The organism is Thalassotalea agarivorans, from assembly GCF_030295955.1.
In the GTDB taxonomy this organism is placed as follows: domain Bacteria; phylum Pseudomonadota; class Gammaproteobacteria; order Enterobacterales; family Alteromonadaceae; genus Thalassotalea_D; species Thalassotalea_D agarivorans.
Map to the genome: position 1 here is coordinate 2,420,171 of NZ_AP027363.1, position 23,915 is coordinate 2,444,085.

Genomic DNA, 23,915 nt, shown 5'->3' on the forward strand with positions numbered 1-23,915 from the left:
GGAGGTAACACCTCAGCAGTCTATAGAAGGGAACGGCATGGATAACAAAACAAAAACTGCCTTAACAATACAAAAGCGTAAAGGTTTTACTCTCGTTGAATTAATCGTGAGTATCGGTGTGGTAGCCATAATAGCGGCAATTGGTTTGCCCGCCTTAAGCAATTTTTTAGTAAAAAATAGAGTGGACAACGAGATTAACAGTTTTCAGCGAGTTTTCTTGTCGGCACGTAACGAAGCTATTAATACAGGGAAATTTGTCACTGTTTGCCCTCTAGACGCAAACAATACATGTTCGAATAACTGGGGCAACGAAATAACTGTCTTTTCAAATAGTGAAAATTCAATTGCAAATAGCATTGTTTACGACAATGCGAATGATACTGAGATATTAATAAAAGAAGCGATTAATCAAAGCGATACTGTGGTTTTTACGCCTAATCAGCTTATTTACAGCCCAACCGGCAGTTTAGTTATTCAAGTAAGTGGCACTATTGTTTATTGTCCTGAAGATAAGACGGAGTTTAATAGAGGTATAGAAGTATCGACCTCAGGAAGAGTATTAACGACTAAAGATTATGACAAGGATGGCGACAATGAAACAAGAGCAGGTACAGCACTAACTTGCGTTTAACATACAGCATAAGAAAAAGGCGGCTTATTGCCGCCTTTTTTATTTTGGTGTAACCTCGTCTAGGCGTTTTGCCGCTAATGTTTTAAATTCATCTTGCAATGCGACACATTCAAAAGCTTTAACTACTCTAGACTCCTTTTTTCTTTTTATATTGTAAAATTTTTGGCCTAAAATACCCTTTGTTTTAGTGTTTATTTTACTTTCTTTATCAACCGTAAACACTATTGCTTGGGTTTTGTCGGTGAACTCGACATGACATTTTATATCTATTTTCTTTACCGTATCTTTTTTAGCAGCAAATGCTAAGTTAAACGGTAACGATGCTAAAGCGGTTGCCAATACTAATCTTTTCATATTTTTACTCCCAACAACTACCTGTTCCAGAGGCCGATTTTCTGCCAGTATGTGTAATGGACAAATTCTTACATGCGTCGCGCGACGCCTGGCTTCCTTGAGGTACTGCTGTAAGCGTAAACGTAGCACCATTTACCGCCGCTGAAATAGAGTAGTGTGAATTTTCCGTTATAAACGGACTTGCATTTAAACCTAATTTTTTCAAGTCGGTTGTATAACTTTTGTTATCAATAAAATGTTGCTCTTGCAGGTTTGCTATCCTTACTAATTCCCTATGGCCTTCCGTTCTATTAGATCTAGTAACATGATCTGTATATGTAGGATAGGCGATAGACGCTAAGATGCCGACTATAGCAACCGCTATCATAAGCTCTATAAGCGTGAACCCGGATATATTAGCCTTGCTAAACATTACTGCTCCTCTTCAACATATAAATAAGTTTTCATCGTTTTTAGCTCGAAGCCAACAGGTATAATCCTACGTCCAACAATAATATTACCTTTACTTGTTGAAGTAGAGTCACCATCTACCTCCGGCAATACGATTAAGGTTGGGGCACCCAAAAACTGCTCACTAACATAGGCGATTCTATCTTCTCTATTCTTAGTATCTTCCGATTGCCATGCATATTTAGCTAAACCTTTTGCCAAATCAATCGCATACAACCAACCGCTTCCCGCAGGCGGCCTACAATTGACTAACTCCCCTCCCAATGGTGGTGGTGAGTATGTTGTAAAGTAAGCAACACCATTAATTACGATTGCTGAAGCGGAGTTCTTTTCCCCAGTAACACTTAAGTTCACAAACCAGCCATCTTTCTCACTAACGGCTAAAGAAAGCGTCTCTATTTCCGTTGTTGAAGATACTTTAGAAAATGGATTGTCAGAATAATCATATAGATCGCTTAATGTAATAGCAGACGGCACAGTCGCACCACTTGTTCCACCAAAAGTCTGCGTTTTCACGTTACTATCTTTGATCATAAACATGGCATCTTGATTGTTCTCTGCCAAAGGATTTGAACGATCACCACTACCAATCAAAATAGCGTCGTAAGGTCTTTCGACTTTTCGTATAACAGGCTGACCATTGGCATTATCAGCCTTCATCGTTTCGACAACCAATGTTCTCACAATCGATGGTTCATTAAAAAACCTGCGATCGCTAGCATGTGTTGTACCGCCGAGCTCAGCAAGTTTAAATACGCTCCATTTACTTGTATCAGCATCAGGCATATCAACGCGCCATAGGTTTCCACCAGTATCTCCAGCGTATAATCGGTCAGCAAAACCATCTCCGTCACTGTCTAGCGGCGCTAAACTTGACGGGATACTATCTGTACCAGAAAACAGGGTTGTACCACCAGTTGGCGAAGCACTCCACAATAAAGCCCCAGACGCAGCATCTATCATATACAGTGCTCTGCCTTTGGTATCGTTGCCACCGGCATTACTTCTATTGTCTTTAGCTATATCGTATCCGCCGCCAATAAATAGTACTGGTTTAGCGGTATACACTTTATTTCCATCAGTATCTGTCGTTGTTACAGCATTCTTTTTCGAATAAGCGACTTTAGGTTGCGACCAAGATTGTCCAAGTTCGCTAAAGCCAAGCGAATTATTGTCAATCTTCCACATTAACTTTGGATTACCTGGGCTTGATATATCAAGCGCGTAATAACTACTGCCACCACGTCTTAGTCCAAAAAAGATATAGACTTTGTCACCACTTTCAATAATACCGTCGCCGTCATAGTCCTTCACATATGACGTAATTTTTCCGTCGATACCATATACTTTAGAACTGGCTACATCGTTTTGGCGAAGGGATTTATGAATATCAAGTAGCTCTGAAGGCATAAATGCCCAATTTTCAGATACTGTAGCGCCCTTATCTTCGAACATATGTAAGGCACCAGCATTAGTACCGACTAAAATACGTATACTATTGCCATAGTTCACCACGAGTGGTTTCGAATGCAACGGGTCGCCAAATGTATCAGGTCTATAATCAGTTACCTTTCCGTCATTATTTTCATCATCGACATCTTTACCCGTTATCCAATCAAGCATTTCATCGACATTTTCACTGGCTACGTCTAACTCTGTTTCAAGATTAAGTCCGGCATTGACTAAATTTGTCTTATTAAATTCCTGCAAAGATCCAGACAAATCTGTGTAGATTTTTCTAGCGGTTGCACTTCTATACCAATCAACAACACCACCAGAGGCGACACGATTTCCATCGATATCTTTAGACCAAAAACTTTGTACCTGCGTAGAGAAGTGTCCAGTTGCCGGATCGACAGCTAGCTTTCCATTGGTACCTACTTGCAAGCCATTTTTAACTTGATACTTTTTAAGGTTACCTTGCCATCTTGTGCCAAGTTGCGGATCGAACATCGCATAATAAACCGCATTTAAGGTTTGAGTTCTATCGAAGTTATTGGCGGCAACTGATGCTGACGTTAGCGTATCATTTGCGGCTGCCAAATTTCGTAATGAATTCGATATTGCCTCCGCCAAAGTTGCGCCATTATCAGCGTATTGATATTTACCAATTATTCGGCCATATTCATCAACGCTTTGATTAGCAGTTTCTAACAGAACACCTTCAGCTTCTCGGACGGTGTTACCATCACTATCTACTTCCTCAATACCGAATCCTATGGTATGGGTAACCACTGTTTGTTTCCCATCAAGGTCTAGGTTCATATCTTGACTGGACATCCAGCTTGCTAACGCGGGTAGATAACTCTTTTTACCGTTTGGCAATGTGTATGGCGAGCCAGAAAAGCTCACTGATTCCATAACAGGCGCGCCATCTGCATCAGTGATGACGATACCATCTGAATCTCTTTTTGGTTGTAAAGATGACAATGCTAAAATCTTGCTATCAGCATCATTGTCGTGAGTGGGTAGACCATCGGTGATTAAAATAACATAAGCTGTATCGACACATTCGTCAAACGGACTTACATATGTGCCGCTCGACTGAGCTGTCATATCTTGTGGAGGCGTATTGCCTTTATATGAACTTCCAAAGTTCTTATCTTTGTCGCCAAAGGTTACTGCTCCGCCTTTGAAATATTGATGCGCTTCATATAACGATTCACATAAAGGCGTCCATGTTTCTGCGGCAAGCTGATTGTTGACCAAGTCTAATATACTGGATTTGTTTGTGGCATTCATCTCCTTAATGCCGGCGATAATACGCCCACCATCGGCCCCAGAATCTTTCGAATTATAATTAAATACCTCGATACCAAATTGCACACTTGGCGTCGCTTCAATTACGTTAGTTATCGCCTCTTGAGCCGTTTCTAAACGTGTTTTCAACGTCTCAGCAATCGTTTCACCATGGTGCCATCTTAGGTAATTATCTGAATAAAGTGTTACCAGCTGGCCTGTCCAAGCCACAGTATTTTCTGAGTCTTCCTTCGAACCAAAATACACTGGGTTTTTCTTATCACCAAAACCATTAACAGGATATCCATCTTGACCATCAGCGCTAAAAGTGTTGCCGGTCGCTGGGTTTACCCCTAAGTTAATACTTGAATCAACGCTTGGAGTAAATGTTTCTGGTATGCCATCAACATCATCCTTACAATCAATTACCTCTATATTTGCGCCATTATTGTCGGGAATTTCTTGCCAGCTGCCTGAATTTCCTTTTTGGACATACTCTCTAATGTATCCCGTATAGAAACCTTTGGTTTCGATTAAATGTCTTGCAGTTGCACAGTTGTTAATTGCCCCTAAAAATCGTCTAGCTTCACTTGGGCTATCTGGCACTGGTAGTGAAGAGCCATCGACACCACCTTTAGTGAAATAAACCATTCTCTCGGCAAAAGCATTGAGCGATCCAACCGCGGGATAATCTTCTGCTGGGTTATAACTTTCTTTGGCCGAAAAAGTAGCCCCCCATACTTCCAGAATTATCAAGAATTATAAGTACTTTCGCATTATTCGCTGACTTTTTGATACGATCATTGATATACAATTCAATATCTTCTGCAAATGCAGTAATTGATATTAATGCTACCAACGACGTTAAGATTTTATTCTTCATGCTTTGCTCCGAATCCTACTTCTTATCTAAGCAATTGTTGTGCAATGCCCGCGTTAACATCCACATCACTCGCTTTATTACGACCGTACTGTCTAGAAACTTTGACTTCTAATACGTTACAAGTGAATACTTGCGATGACGATGCTGTATTTGAATGAGGGCAGTCTGCTTCTAATTGAAACTCATTATTTACAATACCTACCTCAGCCGTAGTGTCTTTGCCCTTATTCGTTTGGACTAAGTCATTTGTTAGGTTTTTAGGGTAGGTGCTGATCGGTTTTGCAAAACTATTATTCGCGCTTCCACCAGTCACTTGTTTGTATATAGCCTCATCTACCGCGCTTATCGCTTCTTGTTTTGCAACTACCATTTCCTGTGTCGCGCCAGCCATTTTTATATCGGTTGTAGTGCTTTGCACAAGCACCACAGCAATTGCGGTCAACGAACTAAGAAAAACTAAGGCAATAACGAGTACCATACCTTGTTGTTTTGTCGGGTGAAACATAATGCTATACCCCTCCTGAATTATGTAACGTAACTGTGCTGGAGAAGAGCAGTCGCCTAAAGTTATCATTAGGTGTAACGCTTATTTGCCCCAACTGATATGTATTTCCATTTGTATAGTCAAAATCTTCAGTCACCGCTCTAGCTAACACATACACTTTAACGGCCAATATTTTTGAATCGATTGAACCATTCCAATATGCGTCCGTCATATCCGACGCAGCGATAAAGCTATTGACTGAACCATCACCATTAGTATCAATACCAAACTCAAAATGAATGCGCTCTATGCCTTCGACAAGCGGAGAAAATACCATTCCTGTCGTTAATCTACCTTGCATAAGCACTGGAACATTTGATGGTCCCTCTTCTCTTATATAGTAGATTCTGTGCTGATATTCCCACGTTCGGCTATTTTCTAGAAATGGAATGGAACCAGCGCCAGCATAAATAGCGCCAACCGACAAATTAGAGGTTAGATAGTAGCGCCCTGCCGTAGCGGCTGTTACGGGTGTCGATACGACCCGTTTTAATTGTAATAAATCAGAGTTAAGTTTTGCGTCAGCAATACAATTTATCGGGTTAGCGGCTGAAACCGCATCGCTCCATAATGTTCTAAATGGACCAACCGCCTGGGGAAATGTGCGATTGTTTAGCCCATCACCGATACAATCCGCACCTGTTGGTGATGCGGGTGAGCTGACGAGACTATCTTTACTAAATTTAGATGCAAAATCGCCCCAAAAATCGGCCCTTAGCAGTTCATCAGACAGCACTGCTAGCGCGAAACGACCATTTTCTTGGAGTTCTCCATAATCAGACGTTTCTTGTGTTGTCGCTCTCATACTGACAAAAATACTTAATACGCCTGCGAACAGAAATACGCCAATAGTTAAAGCGACCAGTATTTCCAATACTGTAAAACCTTTTTGACTTTTTTGCATTAAAACACAAACCCCTCTACAACCAATTGACGTCTTGTATTATTCGCAGCCCCACAGTCACCTGTTCCACCGTCGCTAGTTTCTGTTCTGCCTTGCCAGGAAATAGTAATCGTTACCGCATTAAGTGTGTGCTCGATACAACCTGTCGCGGACAACAGTCCACCGGCACCTGAAGCATTAGCGCCAATCAAGGCCTGCTCCCATTCGTAGAGATCTTGGTCTTTAATTTGTGCAGCGGTACAACTGACAGCCAGTTTACATATTGTTGGCTTAGTTAACCCTTTGCTTCCAAAGTTACCCACATAATCATTCAAAGCAGTTTCATTATTGCGCATTCGCTCAATAATATCTTGTGCTAACGACGTCGCAACACTGCGTTGCATGGCATCATAGCTGTTTCTTTTAGCTACACCTTCCAGCGCAACCGCGCCAAGAATGCCAGTAACAATAATGAAAAGCGCAACAAGTACTTCTAAAAAGGTCATCCCCTTAATTTTAGAAGGTGTGCGAGAAGAAATGTTTTTTGAAACTGCTTTAGTCAGCATTCATGTTTCCTCAACCTATCGAGAGAGGAATAAACTAATGCACAACTGACAACAACGTGAAAAGTTTTTACAAACCTTAGCAGCCTTGGGGCTACTAAGCTTACTGCGTTTTTGCCATATGTGTTAAAAATCACAAATGTGAACTGCATTAACCCATACCTCAATATCCATATAACAAACGACATTCCAAGCTTTTTTGTTAGTCTTAACGTGTCGTTTGATTGTCTTTATTTCTACTTAAGAATAACGACTTAAGTAGAAATATACAATTTTTCGTAGATATAAGGCTAGCGTAATTCGGCAGGAACCGCAAATACAATATTTTCTTCGCGGCCTTGGTGTTCAGATACGATCGTGCCACCATTAGATTTAAGTGCTTCTATCACTTGTTGCACAAGCACTTCTGGAGCTGAAGCACCTGCTGTTACACCGACTTTAGATACGTTTTTCAACCAGTCACAACTAATATCGTCAGAGGTGTCGATAAGGTAAGCTGTTGTACCAATTTTTTCCGCTAGTTCTCTAAGTCGGTTAGAGTTCGAACTATTTTTAGCGCCAACTACTAGCATTAAGTCAACTTCATGCGCTATAGCTCGCACGGCATCTTGGCGATTTTGAGTGGCATAACAGATATCATCTTTGCGTGGCCCTTCAATATTCGGGAACTTAGCACGCAATGCGTCTATCACGTCAGCTGTATCATCAACAGACAAGGTTGTTTGACTGCAATAATAGAGCTCATCTGGGTTTTTAACCTCGAGTGTATCAACATCACGTGCTGACTCGACAAGGTAAATACCGCCTTGGTCACTTTCATATTGGCCCATGGTGCCTTCAACTTCTGGGTGACCTGCATGTCCTATTAAGACACACTCAACGTTTTTTCTACTTGCTCGAGACACTTCCATATGCACTTTCGTGACAAGCGGACAGGTCGCATCAAATACTTTTAAACCACGTAGCTTGGCTTCTTGTCTAACCGCTTTTGATACACCATGGGCGCTAAAGATAACGGTTGAGTCATCCGGCACCTCATGCAGTTCATCTACAAACACCGCACCTCGGTTTTTCAAGCCATTAACAACAAACTTGTTATGCACAACTTCATGACGCACGTAAATTGGCGCATCAAACAAGTCTAATGCTCTATCAACAATACTAATTGCTCGGTCAACGCCGGCACAAAAGCCGCGCGGGTTTGCTAAAATGATTTCCATGAAAGCCTCTATTTCACCTCGATGACATCAATTACAAAGGTAACCGCCTGCCCTGCTAACGGATGGTTAAAATCCACCGTTACCGACAAATCCGAAACTTCTTTTACAATGCCTGGCAGCTCCACACCACCCGGTTGTGTAAAGGTAATGATACTACCTACTTTTGCCGGAGCGTCAGCACTAAATTTAGTTGCGTCTACGTAGTGGATATTATCAGGGTTAGACTCGCCAAACGCGTCTTTCGCTTCTAACGTAAATTCTTTGCTATCACCCGCTTTCAAGCCCAACATTTGTTGTTCAAACGCAGGTGAGATGCTCGCATTACCCATCACAATTTTTGCTGGTTTGTTATGCACCTTAGTGCTTTCTGCCGCACTTCCATCAGATAACTTCATGGTGATATGCGCCAAAATTGTTGAGGCATCGGTTATGACACTACTCATGATTTTTCACCTGCTGTCGTTTTCGAGTCATCATTAGACAAAAACGCGTCTAAAATCATAAACGCCGCGCCAATAAATATGGCAGAGTCTGCAACGTTAAAGGCCGGCCAATGATAGCTTCCCCAATAAAAATCAAGAAAGTCGATCACGTAACCAAATATCAATCGATCAATTAAGTTGCCCAAAGCACCGCTTAGCATCATGGAAAAAGCCACGTTTAAACGTGTATTACTTTTATCTTCTTTGGCAAGCCAATATACAAAAAGGATGCTAGCTGCAATCGCAATAAAGGTAAAAAACCAACGCTGCCAGCCACCTTGATCGGCTAAGAAACTAAAGGCTGCGCCATAGTTTCTTGCATAAGTTAAATCAAAAAATGGTAACAAATTAACGCTTTCACCAAGATAAAAGTTTTGCGCAATGAGTTGCTTTGTTACTTGGTCTAAAACCAAGAAAATAACGGTTAACCATAGGTAGGCTAATCCTGTTGTTTTAAACGCTTTCATCATACTTCGTACTTCTATTAAGCGAACTCGCGTTGCTCACCTTCACCATCAACATTTGTTACACAACGACCGCATAATAATGGATGCTCTTCATAGCTACCCACATCAGTTGTCACATGCCAACAACGGTCGCATTTTTTACCTGACGCCGGAGCAACTGCAACAGCTAACCCTTCTAGCTCTGTAGTGCCCGCTGATTGTGGTGCTTCTGACAGTGGCTTAACAAGCGCTTCAGAGGTCAGTAGTACAAAACGTAACTCGTCACCTAATTTGTTCACTAGCGCAGCTAATGCATCGCTTACATAGAGTGTTACGCTTGCTTCTAGCGCTTTGCCCACAGTTTTTTCTTTACGAGCAAGCTCTAAAACTTTATTTACTTCATTGCGCACTTGGATCAGCGACTGCCAATCATCATTACTTAACGATGATGCGTTATTAGAAGTTAAACCGTCATACCAAACATCAGTAAATACGAAATCGCCTCTCTCTCCTGGTAAAGCAGACCATATTTCTTGCGCAGTAAAAGACAAAATAGGTGCCATCCAACGCGTCATGGCTTCTGCAATAACGTACATCGCTGTTTGACATGAACGGCGCGCATGTCCATCAGCCTTAGCGGTGTATTGTCTATCTTTGATGATATCTAAATAGAAGCCACCTAATTCCGTAGTACAGAAATTCATTAGCTTGTGGACAACTTGGTGGAATTCGTAGTTGTCGTAGGCTTCGATAATTTCAGATTGAAGCTGAGCCGCTCTATCAACAACCCATGCATCAAGTGCCACCATGTCTTCAACTGCAACACTGTCTGTTTCTGGATTAAAGCCATTGATGTTAGCCAACAAGAATCGTGACGTGTTACGAATACGACGATAAGCATCTGCCTGACGGTTAAATATTTCGTCAGATACGGTAATTTCCTGCGTATAGTTTACTGACGCGACCCACAAACGCAGAATATCAGCACCAAGCTTGTTAGTGATTTGAGATGGTGTAATTACATTACCCAATGATTTCGACATTTTGTGGCCATTAACGTCTACAGTAAAACCGTGCGTTAATACTTGTCTATATGGCGCTTTACCATTCATCGCAACGGAAGACATCATAGAAGACATAAACCAACCACGATGTTGGTCACTACCTTCTAAATATAGGTCTGCAATATCATCAAATTCTTCACGAGCATTGATCACAGAATGGTGAGTAACACCGGAATCAAACCAAACATCTAAGGTATCTTTCACTTTGACGTATTCTGCTGCATCTTCGCCTAAAAGCTCTTCAACCTCTAAATCGAACCAAGCTTGGATACCTGTCTTTTCAACGCGCTGCGCCACTTCCTCAATCAACTCAACTGAACGAGGATGTAGAGCACCCGTATCTTTATGAATGAAGAATGCAATCGGCACACCCCACGTTCTTTGACGAGAAATACACCAATCTGGGCGGCCCTCTACCATTGATTCGATTCGGCTTTGTCCCCAGTCTGGGATCCACTGTGTTTTTTCGATCTCAGCCATTGAGTCTTTACGCAGATTATTTTTGTCCATGCTAATAAACCATTGTGGCGTAGCGCGGAAGATAATCGGCGTTTTATGACGCCAGCAATGCGGATAAGAATGCTCATAGGCATGATGGTGCAACAATGCGCCTTTTTCAGTTAGCACATCGACAACACTCGCGTTAGCTTTAAACACATGTTGACCTGCAAACAATGGCGTATCTTCGAGATAGACACCATTTGCGCCCACTGGATTTGCAACTTCTAAATCGTATTTTTTGCCAACAGAAAAGTCATCTACACCGTGACCTGGTGCTGTGTGAACACAACCTGTACCAGAGTCTGTAGTAACATGGTCACCTAAAATAACAGGCACAGTAAAGTCGTAAAATGGGTGTTTTAGTTGCACAAGTTCAAGCGCTTCACCCTTGGCAAAACCAAGTGCGTGGTAACTGTCTACTGAAAAACGGTCCATACAATCAGCAACTAAGTCTGATGCTAGGATGAGTCTAAACTTTTCACCGTCTTTTTCACATTGAACCAATGTGTATTCTACTTCAGGGTGGATTGCGACAGCTCTGTTAGCTGGCAATGTCCATGGCGTCGTTGTCCAAATAACAGCAGATACATCACCTTCGCCAGCATGGCCGTCAGGGTGAGAAAACAAGTCTGCAACGGCATCTGAATCAACGGCTGTAAACTTCACATCAATCGCTGGCGATTGCTTGTCTTTATATTCTACTTCCGCTTCTGCTAATGCTGAGCCGCAATCTGTACACCAGTGAACAGGTTTGAAGCCCTGCTGAATATGGCCATTTTCGGCGATTTTACCTAATGCACGTATAATGTTTGCTTCGGTGTCAAAATTCATTGTTAAGTATGGGTTTTCCCAATCACCAAACACACCTAAACGTTTAAAATCTTCGCGTTGGCCATCAACTTGTTTAATGGCGTACTCGCGACATTTTTGGCGAAAGTCAGCTGCCGACACTTTATGTCCTGGCTTACCCACTTTCTTTTCAACCATTAATTCAATCGGCAAACCATGACAATCCCAACCAGGCACATAAGGTGCATTGAAGTCTGATAAAGTTTTAGCCTTAACGATAATGTCTTTAAGTATCTTGTTAACTGAGTGACCTAAGTGAATATTGCCGTTGGCGTAAGGAGGGCCATCATGCAAAATAAATGATTTCTTACCTTTCTTCGCGGCACGAATTTGGCCGTACACATCTTGTGCAGCCCAATCTTTCAGCATCTGTGGTTCGCGATTTGCCATATTTCCACGCATGGGAAATTCAGTATCTGGCAAATTTAAAGTATGTTTGTAGTCACTCATTTACTTAGTATCCGTTTGGGTATTACCCATTTACTCAATTATAAAACAAGGTTATTGAGATATACTCGACCTTGTTTACTGTCTTCTATAATTTGTTTCGTTAATTCGTCTATCGAATCAAACTTTTTCTCATTTCTGATTTTGTTTAGAAAAGCAACTTCGATGGTTTGACCATATAAATCACTTTCAAAATCAAACAAATGTACTTCTAATTGTTGCCTAATACCAGCAACCGTTGGTCTCGAACCAACATTAGCAACACCATAATGTGTGCCATAACGAGTTGTCGCCTTTACCACGTAGACACCTGATACCGGCGAAACACGACGTTTTAACTTAATATTTGCCGTTGGAAAGCCTAAGGTACGCCCACGTTTATCGCCATGAAATACGCGGCCGATTATACTGTATGGCCTGCCAAGCATTTGCTGCGCTTCGTTTAGCGCATCTTTTTCGAGCGCCTGCCTAATTTCGGTACTAGAAATTCTGCAGTCAGATAGCATAAAACTTTTAGTATCTGTCACAGAAAAACCAAAGCGTTGACCAGCATCTACTAACGTCTGGTAGTTGCCTTGCCTATTCTTACCAAAATGAAAGTCATCACCAACAATTAGGTGTCTAACGCCCATCTTTTCAACCAGCAAGTGTTCAACAAAATAACTCGCGGATTGCGCCGCAAAAGCTAGGTTAAAATTAACGCATAACAATTTGTCGACACCTAGCTTTTCAAGCTGTTGATACTTTTCTCTTAATCGAGATAATCTGGCTGGTGCCGTATCAGGCGTAAACACTTCTCTTGGTTGTGGTTCAAACACCATAACCACGGCAGGTAATCCTGACGCTTTCGCTTTTTCAATCAGAGCTGAAATAACGCGTTGATGGCCTAAATGTACACCATCAAAATTACCAATAGTTAATACACAGCCGAAATCAGCTGTTTTAATATTGTGTATACCACGTATTAACTGCATGTAAGTATTTTAGCCCTTGTTGCGTATAGCCTAATTGGCATACTAAAAACCGCCGAATTATATATTAGTCCAGTCAAAGAATCAGCATTTTAACGTAATTACTGAGACTTTTTTTGTCTAAACTTGTTCGCTTTCTGAGCGGGTGGTCTGCACTTTAAAGTCTGATAACCTGACACCGAGTAACAACGCCAACACAAAATACACCGTAACCCCTAATAGAATAAGCCCTACAAGCAAACTGACTTTTCTAGCGAAAGTGAAAGTTAACCATTGTTCAAAAGCCGGAGAAAAGTGATATACCACTGCCGCCATCAAAGCAGCACTAACAACCAGTTTTAACGCAAATAACAGCGTTGCCTTGCTTAACGTAAACACTGACGATTTATGCAAACCACGATACAACAAAATGGCGTTTAATGTACCCGATAAAGTCGTCGCTAAAGCTAAGCCAACGTATCCTAATATTGGCGCTAACATCAGGTTTAGCACCATATTAGCAACCATTGCGATAATACCAATTTTGACGGGAGTTTTTGTATCCTGTCTGGCGTAATAACCGGGCGCAAATATCTTAATCAGCATGAAACTTACCAAGCCCGACAAATACGCAAACAAGGCGTAAGACACTTGCGCCACATCATAAGCTGTAAAGGCACCACGCATAAATAGTACACTGACAATTGGCTGGGCTAGTACCATTAAGCCAGCAAGTGCCGGCAGTCCCATGAATAATACGAATTTAAGTCCCCAGTCCATTGTATCGTTAAATTCTTGCGTACCTTTACTGGTATGGAGACGAGACAAAGTTGGTAGAATAACGGTTGCAATGCCAATTCCAAACACCCCTAACGGAAACTCAAGGAGTCTATCAGCGTAGTAAAGCCAACTGATTGAGCCGGAGACGAGAAAACTTGCAATCAATGTATCTAGTAACAAATTGATCTGTGTCACTGAAACACCAAACAGCGCAGGAATTAAAAGACGTTTTATCTTTTGCACACCCGGCGTTTTCCAACCCCAGGACGGCTTAACTAAAACTCCTGCTTTATACAAAAACGGCAGTTGAAAAAGAAACTGAACCAAGCCACCAAAAAATACACCCCATGCAAGTGCATAAGCCGGTAAATCAAAATAGTCGTGCCCAAACACAGCGGCTAAGATAATCGTAATATTAAGCAACACAGGGGTAAATGCTGCGACAGCAAACTTGCCTAAAGTATTTAAAATCGCACCTGCAAGCGCTGTTAGACTAATAAACCAAAGATAAGGGAAGGTGATTTTAAGTAAGCTCGACGCCAGTTCGAATTTGTCACCGTTTGGTCCATCATTTAGCCAATCGTAAAACCAACCAAAACCAAACAACATGACAAGTAGTGGCGATGCAACGACACCGACTAAGGTGACAATCGATAAGATAACGCCAAGCGTACCCGAGACATAAGCGATTAACTGACGGGTTTCGTCTAGGCTTTGTTCTTTTTCTTGTTCGTTAACTTCGCTCAAGACAGGCACAAATGCCTGTGCAAAGGCACCTTCAGCAAATAACTTTCGTAAAAAGTTAGGGATTTTATTAGCGAAAAAGAAGACATCAGCGCCAGAGCTTGCCCCCATAAAATTAGCCATAACAACGTCACGTACTAATCCGAGTACGCGTGAAATTAAGGTCATAAAGCTAACGATAAGTCCTGATTTTAGGAGCTTTTTACTCAAAGGTATCCCTGCTTAAGTGGTTGTTTTCGCTTTTTTGTTATTATCTATGTAAAACCAAAGGCTTCTCAAGCAAAGTTTTACAAAAATTGCTAAAAAAATAGACGACATTATTAAAACAATCAGGTACAATGCGCGCCAATGTCTCAGTCGAAAGCTTGTTTTTAACATCCCTCAGCGTGACGAAGCCCTTAAAACGGTTGACTTTACGTACAAAAGCAGGCATATTTCGCAGCCTTATTTTTAGGCTTAAACTTATTATTGTTAATTAGGAGTTCACCTTGGCTAACTCAAAACAAGCTAAGAAGCGCGCAGTACAATCTGAAAAGCGCCGTCAACACAACGCAAGTCGTCGCTCTATGATGCGTACTTTAGTTAAGAAAGTTATCGCTGCTATCGAAGCAGGTGATAAAGAGCTTGCAACTAAAGAATTAGCAGCTGCTACGCCAATCTTAGATCGTTACGCAACTAAAGGCCTTATTCACAAGAATAAAGCTGCACGTAGCAAGAGCCGTTTAAACGCTGCTATCAAAGCACTTTAATCGCTTACAAGATTTCTTAAAAGAACCAGCCTAGTGCTGGTTTTTTTATATCTCCATTTTATTCCAATAGTTGCACCTCGCCCCACATTGCTCTAGTCTCACTGACTATCCTATCTACTCAACGACAGTATGAGCGATATCATGAAAACAAAAATAGTGGCAATTGCCTTAACCATCAGCACACTAGTAGGCTGTGGTGAACAAAATCAAAGTAAACAACTTTCCCTTGTTGATGGCGCAGAGCAGCGTCTTGATATCTACTATCAAGTTCCCCTCACCGCAGATTTAACGCATCTTTCAGACAATCAAAAAGAAATGCTTGGTTTGCTTATTGAGGCTTCCAACATTATGGATGATTTATTTTGGCAGCAAGCTTTCGGTGAAGGCAAAGACCAATTTTTAGCGGCTATATCAGATCCAAAGGTGCGTAAATTTGCGCAAATGAATTACGGCCCTTGGGATCGGCTAAATGGTGACAAACCTTTCATACAAGGGTTTGAACAAAAAGCTGTTGGCGCACAATTTTATCCGCAAGATATGACTAAAGCGGAATTTGAGGCGCAAGACTTCGCAGACAAAGACGGCTTATACTCTTTAGTTAGACGAGACGAACAAGGAAAACTAACCGCTATTGCCTATTCTGAGGCATATCATGAGCAACTCACTCGCGCTGCAGCTATCTTAGAACGTGCGGCGAAGCTTGCTGACAACGAAGCTTTTGCGAACTATTTGAGTATGCGTGCATCGGCCTTTTTATCCGACGATTACCAACCATCCGACTTTGCTTGGATGGATATGAAAGACAATCCGATTGACGTCGTCATTGGCCCGATCGAAGTGTACGAAGATCAATTATACGGATATAGAGCTGGTTTTGAGTCATATGTCCTTATTAAAGATCTGGCATGGAGTGAAAAACTTGCCAAGTATGCACAGTGGCTCCCTAAACTGCAAAAAGGCCTACCTGTAAGTCGCAAATATAAGGCGGAAAAACCGGGTACTGACGCTGACTTAAACGCGTATGACGTCATCTACTACGCCGGTCACTCAAATGCTGGTAGTAAAACGATTGCCATAAACTTACCCAATGATGAGCAAGTACAGCTTGAAAAAGGAACGAGAAGATTACAACTTAAGAATGCGATGAAGGCAAAGTTTGATCACATATTAGTGCCGATTGCAGATGAGCTTATTGTTGAGCAGCAAAGAAAACACATTACCTTCAATGCCTTTTTCGCGAATACCATGTTTCATGAAGTTGCACATGGGCTAGGTATAAAAAATACAATTAATGACAAAGGTACTGTTCGCCACGCGCTTAAAGAACATGCCTCGGCATTGGAAGAAGGCAAAGCCGATATTTTGGGCTTGTATATGGTCCGTCAGTTGTTAGACGAAGGCGTAATCACCGAGGGCGAATTGGCCGATTATTATGTTACCTTCATGGCAGGCATATTCCGCAGCGTACGTTTTGGCGCAAGCTCCGCACATGGTAAAGCCAACATGGTGCGTTTTAATTATTTTGAAGAACAAGGCGCCTTTAGTCGCAACGAACAAGGCCTGTATCAAGTTGATTTCGATAAAATGACGGCAGCTATCGATAGCCTGTCAGAACTGATTCTAACCTTGCAAGGTAATGGCGATTACGACGGCGTAGATAAGTTAGTTAAGGAAACTGGCATGATCAAAGAAAATTTAGCCAACGATTTGGCACGCCTTGAGGCGGCTAGAATTCCGGTCGATATTGTATTTGACCAAGGCAAAAACGTTTTAGGGTTGTAAAATGAAAAGCCGAGCAATGCTCGGCTTTTTTTATCACACTAATTCCTGTTTTAATTACTTAAAACTGAAAACTATCTTCATCGTGCGCCATTAAGGTATCAACACCGTTTTCTACGCAAGCTGCATGTCCCAATGCTCTAGGCAGAATGCGAGCAAAATAGAACTTAGCGGTATTAATTTTCGCTAGGTAAAAAGCTGATTCGTCCGTACCTGCGGCTAATTTTTCTTGTGCAACTTTTGCCATTTTCGCCCAAAAGTATGCGAGCGTTACATAGCCAGCAAACATTAAGTAGTCCACCGATGCGCCACCAATTTCATCAGGGTTTTGCATAGCCTTTGCACCGATACCTTGTGTCATTTTTTGCAATTGTCCCGCATATTCCATTATCGGTTTAATGAACTCAACCATTGCTTCGTCCGCCATATTTGCCATACAAAATGCTGTTACTTCTGCAACAAATGGTTTGAGTATTTCACCTTGCGTACCTAATACCTTGCGTGCAAGCAGGTCAAGTGCTTGGATACCCGTAGTACCCTCGTAAATACAGCTTATTTTGGCGTCGCGCATTAATTGCTCCATGCCCCACTCTTTAATAAACCCGTGCCCGCCAAGGACCTGCACACCATGACTCGTTGCTTCCATTGCTAGCTCTGTCAAAAACGCTTTTGCAACAGGCGTTAACAAAGCAAGTATTTGTTCAGCATTATCAACCGCTGTTTGATCTTTCTGAACATGCACGATATCAACAAGTTGAGCTAGATAGGCTATCAGTGCTCTACCACCTTCAGCAATCGACTTTTGCGTCAACAACATTCTACGGACATCAGGATGAACGATGATAGGATCAGCTGCGCCTTCTGGATTCTTTGGACCAGATAAAGAGCGCATTTGTAAACGGTCTTTAGCGTAGGCTAGCGCTCCTTGGAACGAGATTTCACATGCTCCAACACCTTCATTGGCTACCCCTAAACGTGCAGCATTCATAAAAGTGAACATACAGTTCAAACCGCGATTTACTTCACCAATGAGATAACCTTTTGCACTATCAAAGTTGATAACACAGGTCGCATTGCCATGAATGCCCATTTTGTGTTCAATTGAGCCACAATTTACAGCATTTCTATCCGCTTTTTCACCTTCTGCAGTAACATCAAATTTTGGTACGGTAAACAGTGAGATACCTTTTGTGCCTGCTGGCGATCCAGGAATTCGGGCAATCACAATATGCACAATGTTTTCTGACAAGTCATGCTCGCCGGCAGAAATAAATATTTTAGAGCCAGTAATTGCGTAGCTACCATCATCGTTAAGCTCGGCTTTAGTGCGCAACAAACCTAAGTCTGTACCACAATGTGCTTCAGTTAAGCACATTGTACCTGTCCAGGTACCTTCGACTAATTTAGGTAAAAACATGGCTTGCTGCTCTTCCGTGCCATGTGCCTCTAATGTAGCAATTGCGCCATGACTTAGTCCTGGGTACATAGCGAAACTATGATTCGCCGCAGATAGGTATTCTCCAATGGCCGTATTTAAAGAATGGGGTAACCCTTGTCCGCCAAAATCGATATTTTGTGCAAGTGTCGGCCAGCCAGCTTCTACATACTGCGCATAGGCTTCTTTAAATCCATCTGGTGTGGATACGTTACCATCATTAAATTGACAGCCTTGTTCGTCGCCAATTTGATTCAATGGCGCTATAACTTGTTCGGTAAACTTTGCCGCTTCCGCTAAAATAGCGTCCACCATATCAGGTGATGCATCTTCATAACCTAACGATTGAAAATGTTGCTCGCTATTTAGTAACTCTTGCATGACAAATTGAGTGTCACGGACGGGCGCTTTATATTCAGGCATCCTCTTCTCCATTAATTCGCTAAACACTGGTAAGTGGTCAGATGTGTATACTGTTAAATTAAAGCATGCGATCACAATTTAGGAAAGGTGAATAGCTGTTTGAATCTGTAAAATACTGATTAAAGGTTTAAAAAACTTTTGTTTTTTTATATAAAAAAAAGCCCACTGGTGTGTGGGCTTTAATATTTAAGTGAAACTACTTGTTTGATTGATAATGTTCTAAAAACGCAAACGCCGTTTGGAATGCGCCTTCTTGAAACTTTTTAAGTCCTGTATCTCTAAAGTCGATTTGCAATTGTGTTTTTGCTAATGTCTGTTTAATGAAATTTGAAGAGACTATTTCACAATTGGCGCTGGGCAATAATTGAATAGCGGCTTCCAATTTAAAACCTACTGGGCCACCGGCAAATTTACCTTTCATCGCTCTGCCTTTGATCACCACTTTATCGATCGCATAATCCTGCAACAATTTCTCTATGGTAAACTGAAACTTTTGCATTTGTTCAGCATCACCCGCGTCATTGATAGCAATTTTAGGTACTCTAATTCTCGGCAAATCATAGAGTCCGTTAGCCAAAGACATCACACAAATAATTGCGTCATTCCCTTTCAATTCAACACCACAAACTTTCATGTTCCAACCCTTTACTGTTTTTGCATATTATAACAGGGGTGTTGCGTTTTATTAGGTAAAATTAGGTATACTGAGAAAAAACAACATAAAACTCGACTTTCTATGAATAAAGTATGCGTTATTACAGGTGGCAGTTCAGGTATCGGGCTTGCAATCGCTAAAAAATTTGCTTCACAAGACCATGATGTATTTAATCTAGACATCGCTCCCGGTGAATATGGTCAGCATATTCCATGTGATGTAACCGACACTGAGGCGATTCATAGTGCTATCACCCTCATTACAAAGACGCATAATATTGATTGTTTGGTGTGTAACGCAGGCAAGCATTTGTCGGCAAATATTGAAGAGACGTCAGAGCAACAACTAGACCAAATGTTTGCACTAAACGTCAAAGGCGCATTCAATGCGATTAAAGCCACCTTACCCAATATGAAAGCAAATCAGGCCGGCACCATTATTATCATGTCTTCTGATCAAGCCCTTGTCGGCAAGTACAACTCTTTCGCATACAACTTAACTAAAGCAGCGCTAGCCTCAATGGCGAAAACAACTGCTCTCGATTATGCCGCATTCAATATCCGTGTAAATGCAGTGTGCCCTGGTACAATTGAAACGCCGCTATACCATAAAGCAATCGAGAACTACTGCCAAACCTCGGGGGAATCACTCGACAAAGTTCACCAAGAAGAGGCAGAAATGCAGCCACTTGGGCGCATTGGCAAACCACAAGAAGTGGCTGAACTTGTAGCTTTCTTGGCATCTGATAAAGCATCGTTTATCACCGGATCATTACAGGTAATAGATGGCGGTTACACGGCAAAGTAATGAACGTTATCGATAGCCATATCCACCTGATTGCGCAACCACACGGCCACTATCAATGGCTAAAGTTAGATAATGCGCCGCATTGGCCAAACAAAGCACGAGTTGTTGAGCAAGCAAGGCTATCGACTCCTCAACTACCCACCCCATTGATAAGCAGCGGTGTGGTTCATATAGAAGCAGGATTTAACAACGAACACCCTTGGCAAGAGATTGCATATGTTGAGTCACTAGAAATAGAGCAGTTACGCAGTGTTGCTTACCTGGATTTTAGTTTGCCATTGGCGATGTTTGAACAACATCTTAGAAAACTAACGCAGTATCAATCTGTCGTCGGTGTTAGGGATATATTAGAAGATTCTTTTGACGCCACTTTCAGCCAAAAAGATATCCTTGATAAATTTACCATGCTTGCAAATGCAAACCTGCACTTTGAACTGCAATGCAACATCACGTTACCAAATATTGTTCCCACAATTAATCAGCTGCTAAGCGATGTACCCAACTTACGCTGCGTCATTTGTCATGCAGGAATTAGTGGTCTTGCGCAAAAAAGTCTTGATTGGAATGACTACGAAACGGCAGTGCATCACTTGCACTGCGACAGAGTATTTTGGAAGGTAAGTGGTATAGAAATGATGCTAGTTGGCGATGACGCTGAGCAAGAAAAAATGCTTAAGTTGCAACAACGCATTATCGAACTATTGTTGTTACATTGCACAGCGGCTCACGTGATGTTAGCTAGCAATTTTCCTGTTATGTACTTAATGACTACATACCAAGATTACTGGCACTATTGGCAGGAAAATCTACCCAAAGACATATTCTTAACTATCGCTTATTCTACACCAAAGCAGTGTTATAGCTTTTAAAATAGCATTTTATCCTTTACTCTGTTCTGAGAATTTTCATTTAAGAGTCCAAATTTATGGACAAGTTTGATCAACATATTCTAAAAATCTTGCAACAGGATGCTAGTATTTCCATGAATGACCTAGCAGAAAAAGTGGGTCTGTCTGCAACGCCTTGTTGGCGCAGAATTCAGGCAATGGAAAAAGCGGGAATCATTCGTGGCAAAGTTGCTTTAGCCGATGCAGAAAAACTCAATGTCGGATTAACTACGTTTGTTATGGTAAAGACCAATCAACATAACCAGGCTTGGTTAGAAAAGTTTGCTGCAGTTGCCGATGCTATGCCTGAAATTGTCGAGTTTTATCGCATGAGTGGCGAAGTCGATTACCTGCTAAAAGTTGTAGTACCAGACATGAAAGCTTATGACGCTTTTTACCAAGAGCTTATCGAAAAAGCTGACTTTTCTGACATATCTTCAAGTTTTGCTATGGAAGAAATCAAATATACTACTGCCCTACCGGTTACTTATAGTTAACTGTCGATATCAAATAGAAACAAAAAAGCCTGCTTTTGCAGGCTTTTTCTTTTAAACAACTCGCTTTCTTCGAACTAATGCATAAGCAAGAATTAATAAAACAACATGGATGGTACCACTACTAGAGGAATAACCTGGTTTGTAGCTTACTTCCACTGTTTTGTTATTGTTTTGAATATCTTGCTCAAACATCGCCAGTTGCGTATGCAAGTTGGTGATCATATCTGATGTAGCCAAATCAAACCCTTGTTCACTGTCAGCTTTGAGCTGCTCGCTTTGATTTACAGGAGTCGCAGTGCCTTTTACTCGGCTAATGCCCGGCGCTCGAAATAGCATTTTTTGACTATCGATATCGACTACCACCGTATCCATCATGGTGTTGGTGTCGTTTTTTTCACCTTTTACTACGTATGCACCTACTATCGTCCAATAGCTTAGAGATGATAAGCCTTCGTGCGTAAATTGCACTTGGTCATAGGCTACCAAAGCAACAACGTCGACTTCATACATGGTTTTTATTTGGGCTAAGTTGTTAAAACCGCCACCTGGTGTTAAATATGCACTTGGAATGATTTCGATTGTTTGCACATAATCCAGTTGCTTAAATTGTTGCGCGACTTTAGACAACAATTCCATTTTTACGGTTTCTTGCAAACTGCCATCATAACGTTTGCTAGTCCATTCATTGTAACCATAATCTTTGTCACTGCTTTCAGGAACAAAGGCTATCCCTACCTTTAAAGGTAATTTAAGTTTAGGGATAGAGGGTGTTATCGTTTTTTGTTCGATGTTTGGATAAAGGTAATCAACGACGCTACTTTTAGTACCCGCCTTTTGACCGGCGCAGCCAGCAAGCAGAGTTGTTAAACACAATAATGTAGTAAATGTAAAAAACGCTCTAGTTTTTCCAGACATAAATATCCTTTTTAAACAATTGTATTCGGAAAATTAGACCTAATTTTTAAAATTAGTTCACTTTACAACTACATACGGCGAACGTTTTACTACATCATCATTTAACTCTATACCAATACCTGGCGTGTCTGGCGCTTCAAAAAATCCGTCAACAGGTTGCGGGTCTTGAATACACAATTCTCTATTCCACTGTTTTATCGCATAAGTGTGATGCTCGTGGATTAAGAAATTCGGAATCGCTGTTTCTAAATGCAAAGACGCCGCCGTAGCAACAGGACCACCGCATACATGGGCCTGCACGCGAATATCGTAAACATCCGCGTAGTCGCACACTTTTTTAGCTTCAGTGAAACCGCCGCATAGTCCAACATCCGGTTGTAATACATCAATACTTTGGTCCTCAAAATATGGACGTACATCCCAACGATGGTACAAACGCTCCCCGCCAGCAATAGGCACATTAACATTGTCTGCAACTTTTTTATGGACGGCAGAATTAAGGTAATTAACTGGCTCTTCATACATCATACAGCCTACTTCCTCGATAACTTCCGCCATTTGAATAGCTGATGCTGCGCCCATCAAAGAGTGAGATTCAAAAATGATATCCACGTCGTCGCCAACGGCATTTCGAATGGCTCTCAAGCGATCACCAAATAGTCGCATTTGAGGCCTTGTGAATAACTTAGTGCGATCAAAGGACGAGTTACCATCTTTGTCATAAACAATAGGGTCAACTTTTACCGCATCATAACCTTGTGCAACAGCCTTGAGTGCCGCTTCACCATATTCTTCAGGTGCTAACAGTTTTTTACACTCAGTATCCCAATCAAATTGTAATTGGCTTGCGTAAGTACGCAATTTTCCATTGGTTTTACCGCCTAACAATTGATAAACAGGTAAACCGAGTGCTTTGCCTTTAATATCCCAAAGCGCTGTATCTATTGCGCTCATCGCAGCATAAATGACGGGTCCACCACCCAGTCCCCAGAAACTTTCTCTGAGCATTCTCGACCATAAAAGCTCGGTATTAAATGGGTTAAACCCAATTAAAACAGCTTCAGCAATTTCTTTGATCATGGCTGCTGCTGCGCTGTGCCCCCAGTCATAAGCCAAGCCTGCTTCACCAACACCGTGGATGCCTTCATCAGTATGTATACGAATAAAAACAGGATTCCATTGCTCGCGATCAGGACAATGAATATCAAAAATTTCTACATGGGTTATTTTCATTATTA

Annotated in this window: 22 protein-coding genes; 6 read left to right on the forward strand and 16 right to left on the reverse strand. The window is 41.6% G+C overall.

Annotation, left to right across the window (positions count from 1 at the left end; all coding sequences use genetic code 11):
• Positions 1-37: 37 nt before the first annotated feature.
• A complete protein-coding gene (locus QUD85_RS11045) occupies positions 38-631 on the forward strand; it encodes a GspH/FimT family pseudopilin (RefSeq protein ID WP_093327144.1) in 594 nt (197 codons plus the stop codon).
• 39 nt (positions 632-670) lie between these two features.
• On the opposite strand, the gene QUD85_RS11050 is transcribed toward QUD85_RS11045, so the two are convergent.
• The 12 genes from QUD85_RS11050 to murJ form a co-directional block, all read right to left on the reverse strand.
• A complete protein-coding gene (locus QUD85_RS11050; protein WP_093327142.1) occupies positions 671-985 on the reverse strand; it encodes a TapY2 family type IVa secretion system protein in 315 nt (104 codons plus the stop codon).
• Positions 986-989: 4 nt separating this feature from the next.
• Positions 990-1,397, reverse strand: a complete 408-nt coding sequence (locus tag QUD85_RS11055) for a type IV pilin protein (protein WP_093327140.1) — start codon at positions 1,395-1,397, stop codon at positions 990-992.
• Positions 1,397-4,930, reverse strand: a complete 3,534-nt coding sequence (locus tag QUD85_RS11060; protein WP_143047901.1) for a pilus assembly protein — start codon at positions 4,928-4,930, stop codon at positions 1,397-1,399. The genes QUD85_RS11055 and QUD85_RS11060 overlap by 1 nt, the downstream gene beginning before the upstream one ends.
• Before the next feature lie 149 nt (positions 4,931-5,079).
• The gene (locus tag QUD85_RS11065) at positions 5,080-5,562 is read right to left on the reverse strand and encodes a pilus assembly PilX family protein (protein WP_093327134.1); all 483 of its coding nucleotides are present in this window, start codon (positions 5,560-5,562) and stop codon (positions 5,080-5,082) included.
• Positions 5,563-5,566: 4 nt separating this feature from the next.
• Entirely contained in the window at positions 5,567-6,505 is a 939-nt protein-coding gene (locus tag QUD85_RS11070) for a PilW family protein (protein WP_093327132.1), read from the reverse strand.
• Positions 6,505-7,050, reverse strand: a complete 546-nt coding sequence (pilV, locus tag QUD85_RS11075; protein WP_093327130.1) for a type IV pilus modification protein PilV — start codon at positions 7,048-7,050, stop codon at positions 6,505-6,507. Before pilV ends, QUD85_RS11070 begins: the two co-directional genes overlap by 1 nt.
• A 287-nt stretch (positions 7,051-7,337) precedes the next feature.
• Entirely contained in the window at positions 7,338-8,267 is a 930-nt protein-coding gene (ispH, locus tag QUD85_RS11080) for a 4-hydroxy-3-methylbut-2-enyl diphosphate reductase (protein WP_093327128.1), read from the reverse strand.
• Positions 8,268-8,275: 8 nt separating this feature from the next.
• A complete protein-coding gene (gene fkpB, locus QUD85_RS11085; protein WP_407705068.1) occupies positions 8,276-8,710 on the reverse strand; it encodes an FKBP-type peptidyl-prolyl cis-trans isomerase in 435 nt (144 codons plus the stop codon).
• Positions 8,707-9,219 carry a signal peptidase II gene (gene lspA, locus QUD85_RS11090; protein ID WP_093327124.1) on the reverse strand — a complete coding sequence of 171 codons (513 nt, stop codon included), beginning with the start codon at positions 9,217-9,219 and terminating at the stop codon, positions 8,707-8,709. The genes fkpB and lspA overlap by 4 nt, the downstream gene beginning before the upstream one ends.
• A 14-nt stretch (positions 9,220-9,233) precedes the next feature.
• Entirely contained in the window at positions 9,234-12,059 is a 2,826-nt protein-coding gene (gene ileS, locus QUD85_RS11095; RefSeq protein WP_093327122.1) for an isoleucine--tRNA ligase, read from the reverse strand.
• A gap of 38 nt (positions 12,060-12,097) precedes the next feature.
• A complete protein-coding gene (gene ribF / locus QUD85_RS11100) occupies positions 12,098-13,030 on the reverse strand; it encodes a bifunctional riboflavin kinase/FAD synthetase (protein WP_093327120.1) in 933 nt (310 codons plus the stop codon).
• Positions 13,031-13,147: 117 nt separating this feature from the next.
• Entirely contained in the window at positions 13,148-14,740 is a 1,593-nt protein-coding gene (gene murJ / locus QUD85_RS11105) for a murein biosynthesis integral membrane protein MurJ (RefSeq protein ID WP_093327118.1), read from the reverse strand.
• A gap of 278 nt (positions 14,741-15,018) precedes the next feature.
• Between murJ and rpsT the strand changes: the two genes are divergently transcribed.
• Both rpsT and QUD85_RS11115 read left to right on the forward strand, forming a co-directional pair.
• On the forward strand, positions 15,019-15,279 hold the full coding sequence (gene rpsT, locus QUD85_RS11110) for a 30S ribosomal protein S20 (protein WP_093327116.1): 261 nt from the start codon (positions 15,019-15,021) through the stop codon (positions 15,277-15,279).
• 141 nt (positions 15,280-15,420) lie between these two features.
• Positions 15,421-17,061 carry a dipeptidyl-peptidase 3 family protein gene (locus QUD85_RS11115; protein ID WP_093327114.1) on the forward strand — a complete coding sequence of 547 codons (1,641 nt, stop codon included), beginning with the start codon at positions 15,421-15,423 and terminating at the stop codon, positions 17,059-17,061.
• 58 nt (positions 17,062-17,119) lie between these two features.
• Here the strand turns inward: QUD85_RS11115 and QUD85_RS11120 are convergent, their stop codons facing one another.
• Positions 17,120-18,916, reverse strand: a complete 1,797-nt coding sequence (locus QUD85_RS11120) for an acyl-CoA dehydrogenase C-terminal domain-containing protein (RefSeq protein ID WP_093327110.1) — start codon at positions 18,914-18,916, stop codon at positions 17,120-17,122.
• 196 nt (positions 18,917-19,112) lie between these two features.
• Entirely contained in the window at positions 19,113-19,550 is a 438-nt protein-coding gene (locus tag QUD85_RS11125) for a DUF3010 family protein (RefSeq protein WP_093327108.1), read from the reverse strand.
• 102 nt (positions 19,551-19,652) lie between these two features.
• Between QUD85_RS11125 and QUD85_RS11130 the strand changes: the two genes are divergently transcribed.
• Genes QUD85_RS11130 through QUD85_RS11140 form a run of 3 tightly spaced genes read left to right on the forward strand, consistent with a single transcriptional unit; the run spans position 19,653 to position 21,762 of the window.
• A complete protein-coding gene (locus QUD85_RS11130) occupies positions 19,653-20,378 on the forward strand; it encodes an SDR family NAD(P)-dependent oxidoreductase (RefSeq protein ID WP_093327106.1) in 726 nt (241 codons plus the stop codon).
• A complete protein-coding gene (locus QUD85_RS11135) occupies positions 20,378-21,247 on the forward strand; it encodes an amidohydrolase family protein (protein ID WP_093327102.1) in 870 nt (289 codons plus the stop codon). Before QUD85_RS11130 ends, QUD85_RS11135 begins: the two co-directional genes overlap by 1 nt.
• Positions 21,248-21,303: 56 nt before the next feature.
• Entirely contained in the window at positions 21,304-21,762 is a 459-nt protein-coding gene (locus tag QUD85_RS11140; RefSeq protein ID WP_093327100.1) for an Lrp/AsnC family transcriptional regulator, read from the forward strand.
• 51 nt (positions 21,763-21,813) lie between these two features.
• On the opposite strand, the gene rhlP is transcribed toward QUD85_RS11140, so the two are convergent.
• A complete protein-coding gene (rhlP, locus tag QUD85_RS11145; RefSeq protein WP_093327097.1) occupies positions 21,814-22,677 on the reverse strand; it encodes a rhombotarget lipoprotein in 864 nt (287 codons plus the stop codon).
• 57 nt (positions 22,678-22,734) lie between these two features.
• Positions 22,735-23,910 (reverse strand): mandelate racemase/muconate lactonizing enzyme family protein, encoded by a 1,176-nt coding sequence (locus tag QUD85_RS11150; protein WP_093327095.1) that lies wholly within the window; start codon positions 23,908-23,910, stop codon positions 22,735-22,737.
• Between the last annotated feature and the right edge of the window lie 5 nt (positions 23,911-23,915).

What these genes read in the sequence shown, in the direction of transcription:
- QUD85_RS11045 (WP_093327144.1), top strand. Translation starts at nt 38, where the DNA reads ATGGATAACAAAACAAAAACTGCCTTAACAATACAAAAGCGTAAAGGT.
- QUD85_RS11050 (WP_093327142.1), bottom strand. Translation starts at nt 985, where the DNA reads ATGAAAAGATTAGTATTGGCAACCGCTTTAGCATCGTTACCGTTTAAC.
- QUD85_RS11055 (WP_093327140.1), bottom strand. Translation starts at nt 1,397, where the DNA reads ATGTTTAGCAAGGCTAATATATCCGGGTTCACGCTTATAGAGCTTATG.
- QUD85_RS11065 (WP_093327134.1), bottom strand. Translation starts at nt 5,562, where the DNA reads ATGTTTCACCCGACAAAACAACAAGGTATGGTACTCGTTATTGCCTTA.
- QUD85_RS11070 (WP_093327132.1), bottom strand. Translation starts at nt 6,505, where the DNA reads ATGCAAAAAAGTCAAAAAGGTTTTACAGTATTGGAAATACTGGTCGCT.
- pilV (WP_093327130.1), bottom strand. Translation starts at nt 7,050, where the DNA reads ATGCTGACTAAAGCAGTTTCAAAAAACATTTCTTCTCGCACACCTTCT.
- ispH (WP_093327128.1), bottom strand. Translation starts at nt 8,267, where the DNA reads ATGGAAATCATTTTAGCAAACCCGCGCGGCTTTTGTGCCGGCGTTGAC.
- fkpB (WP_407705068.1), bottom strand. Translation starts at nt 8,710, where the DNA reads ATGAGTAGTGTCATAACCGATGCCTCAACAATTTTGGCGCATATCACC.
- lspA (WP_093327124.1), bottom strand. Translation starts at nt 9,219, where the DNA reads ATGATGAAAGCGTTTAAAACAACAGGATTAGCCTACCTATGGTTAACC.
- ileS (WP_093327122.1), bottom strand. Translation starts at nt 12,059, where the DNA reads ATGAGTGACTACAAACATACTTTAAATTTGCCAGATACTGAATTTCCC.
- ribF (WP_093327120.1), bottom strand. Translation starts at nt 13,030, where the DNA reads ATGCAGTTAATACGTGGTATACACAATATTAAAACAGCTGATTTCGGC.
- QUD85_RS11115 (WP_093327114.1), top strand. Translation starts at nt 15,421, where the DNA reads ATGAAAACAAAAATAGTGGCAATTGCCTTAACCATCAGCACACTAGTA.
- QUD85_RS11120 (WP_093327110.1), bottom strand. Translation starts at nt 18,916, where the DNA reads ATGCCTGAATATAAAGCGCCCGTCCGTGACACTCAATTTGTCATGCAA.
- QUD85_RS11125 (WP_093327108.1), bottom strand. Translation starts at nt 19,550, where the DNA reads ATGAAAGTTTGTGGTGTTGAATTGAAAGGGAATGACGCAATTATTTGT.
- QUD85_RS11130 (WP_093327106.1), top strand. Translation starts at nt 19,653, where the DNA reads ATGAATAAAGTATGCGTTATTACAGGTGGCAGTTCAGGTATCGGGCTT.
- QUD85_RS11135 (WP_093327102.1), top strand. Translation starts at nt 20,378, where the DNA reads ATGAACGTTATCGATAGCCATATCCACCTGATTGCGCAACCACACGGC.
- QUD85_RS11140 (WP_093327100.1), top strand. Translation starts at nt 21,304, where the DNA reads ATGGACAAGTTTGATCAACATATTCTAAAAATCTTGCAACAGGATGCT.
- rhlP (WP_093327097.1), bottom strand. Translation starts at nt 22,677, where the DNA reads ATGTCTGGAAAAACTAGAGCGTTTTTTACATTTACTACATTATTGTGT.
- QUD85_RS11150 (WP_093327095.1), bottom strand. Translation starts at nt 23,910, where the DNA reads ATGAAAATAACCCATGTAGAAATTTTTGATATTCATTGTCCTGATCGC.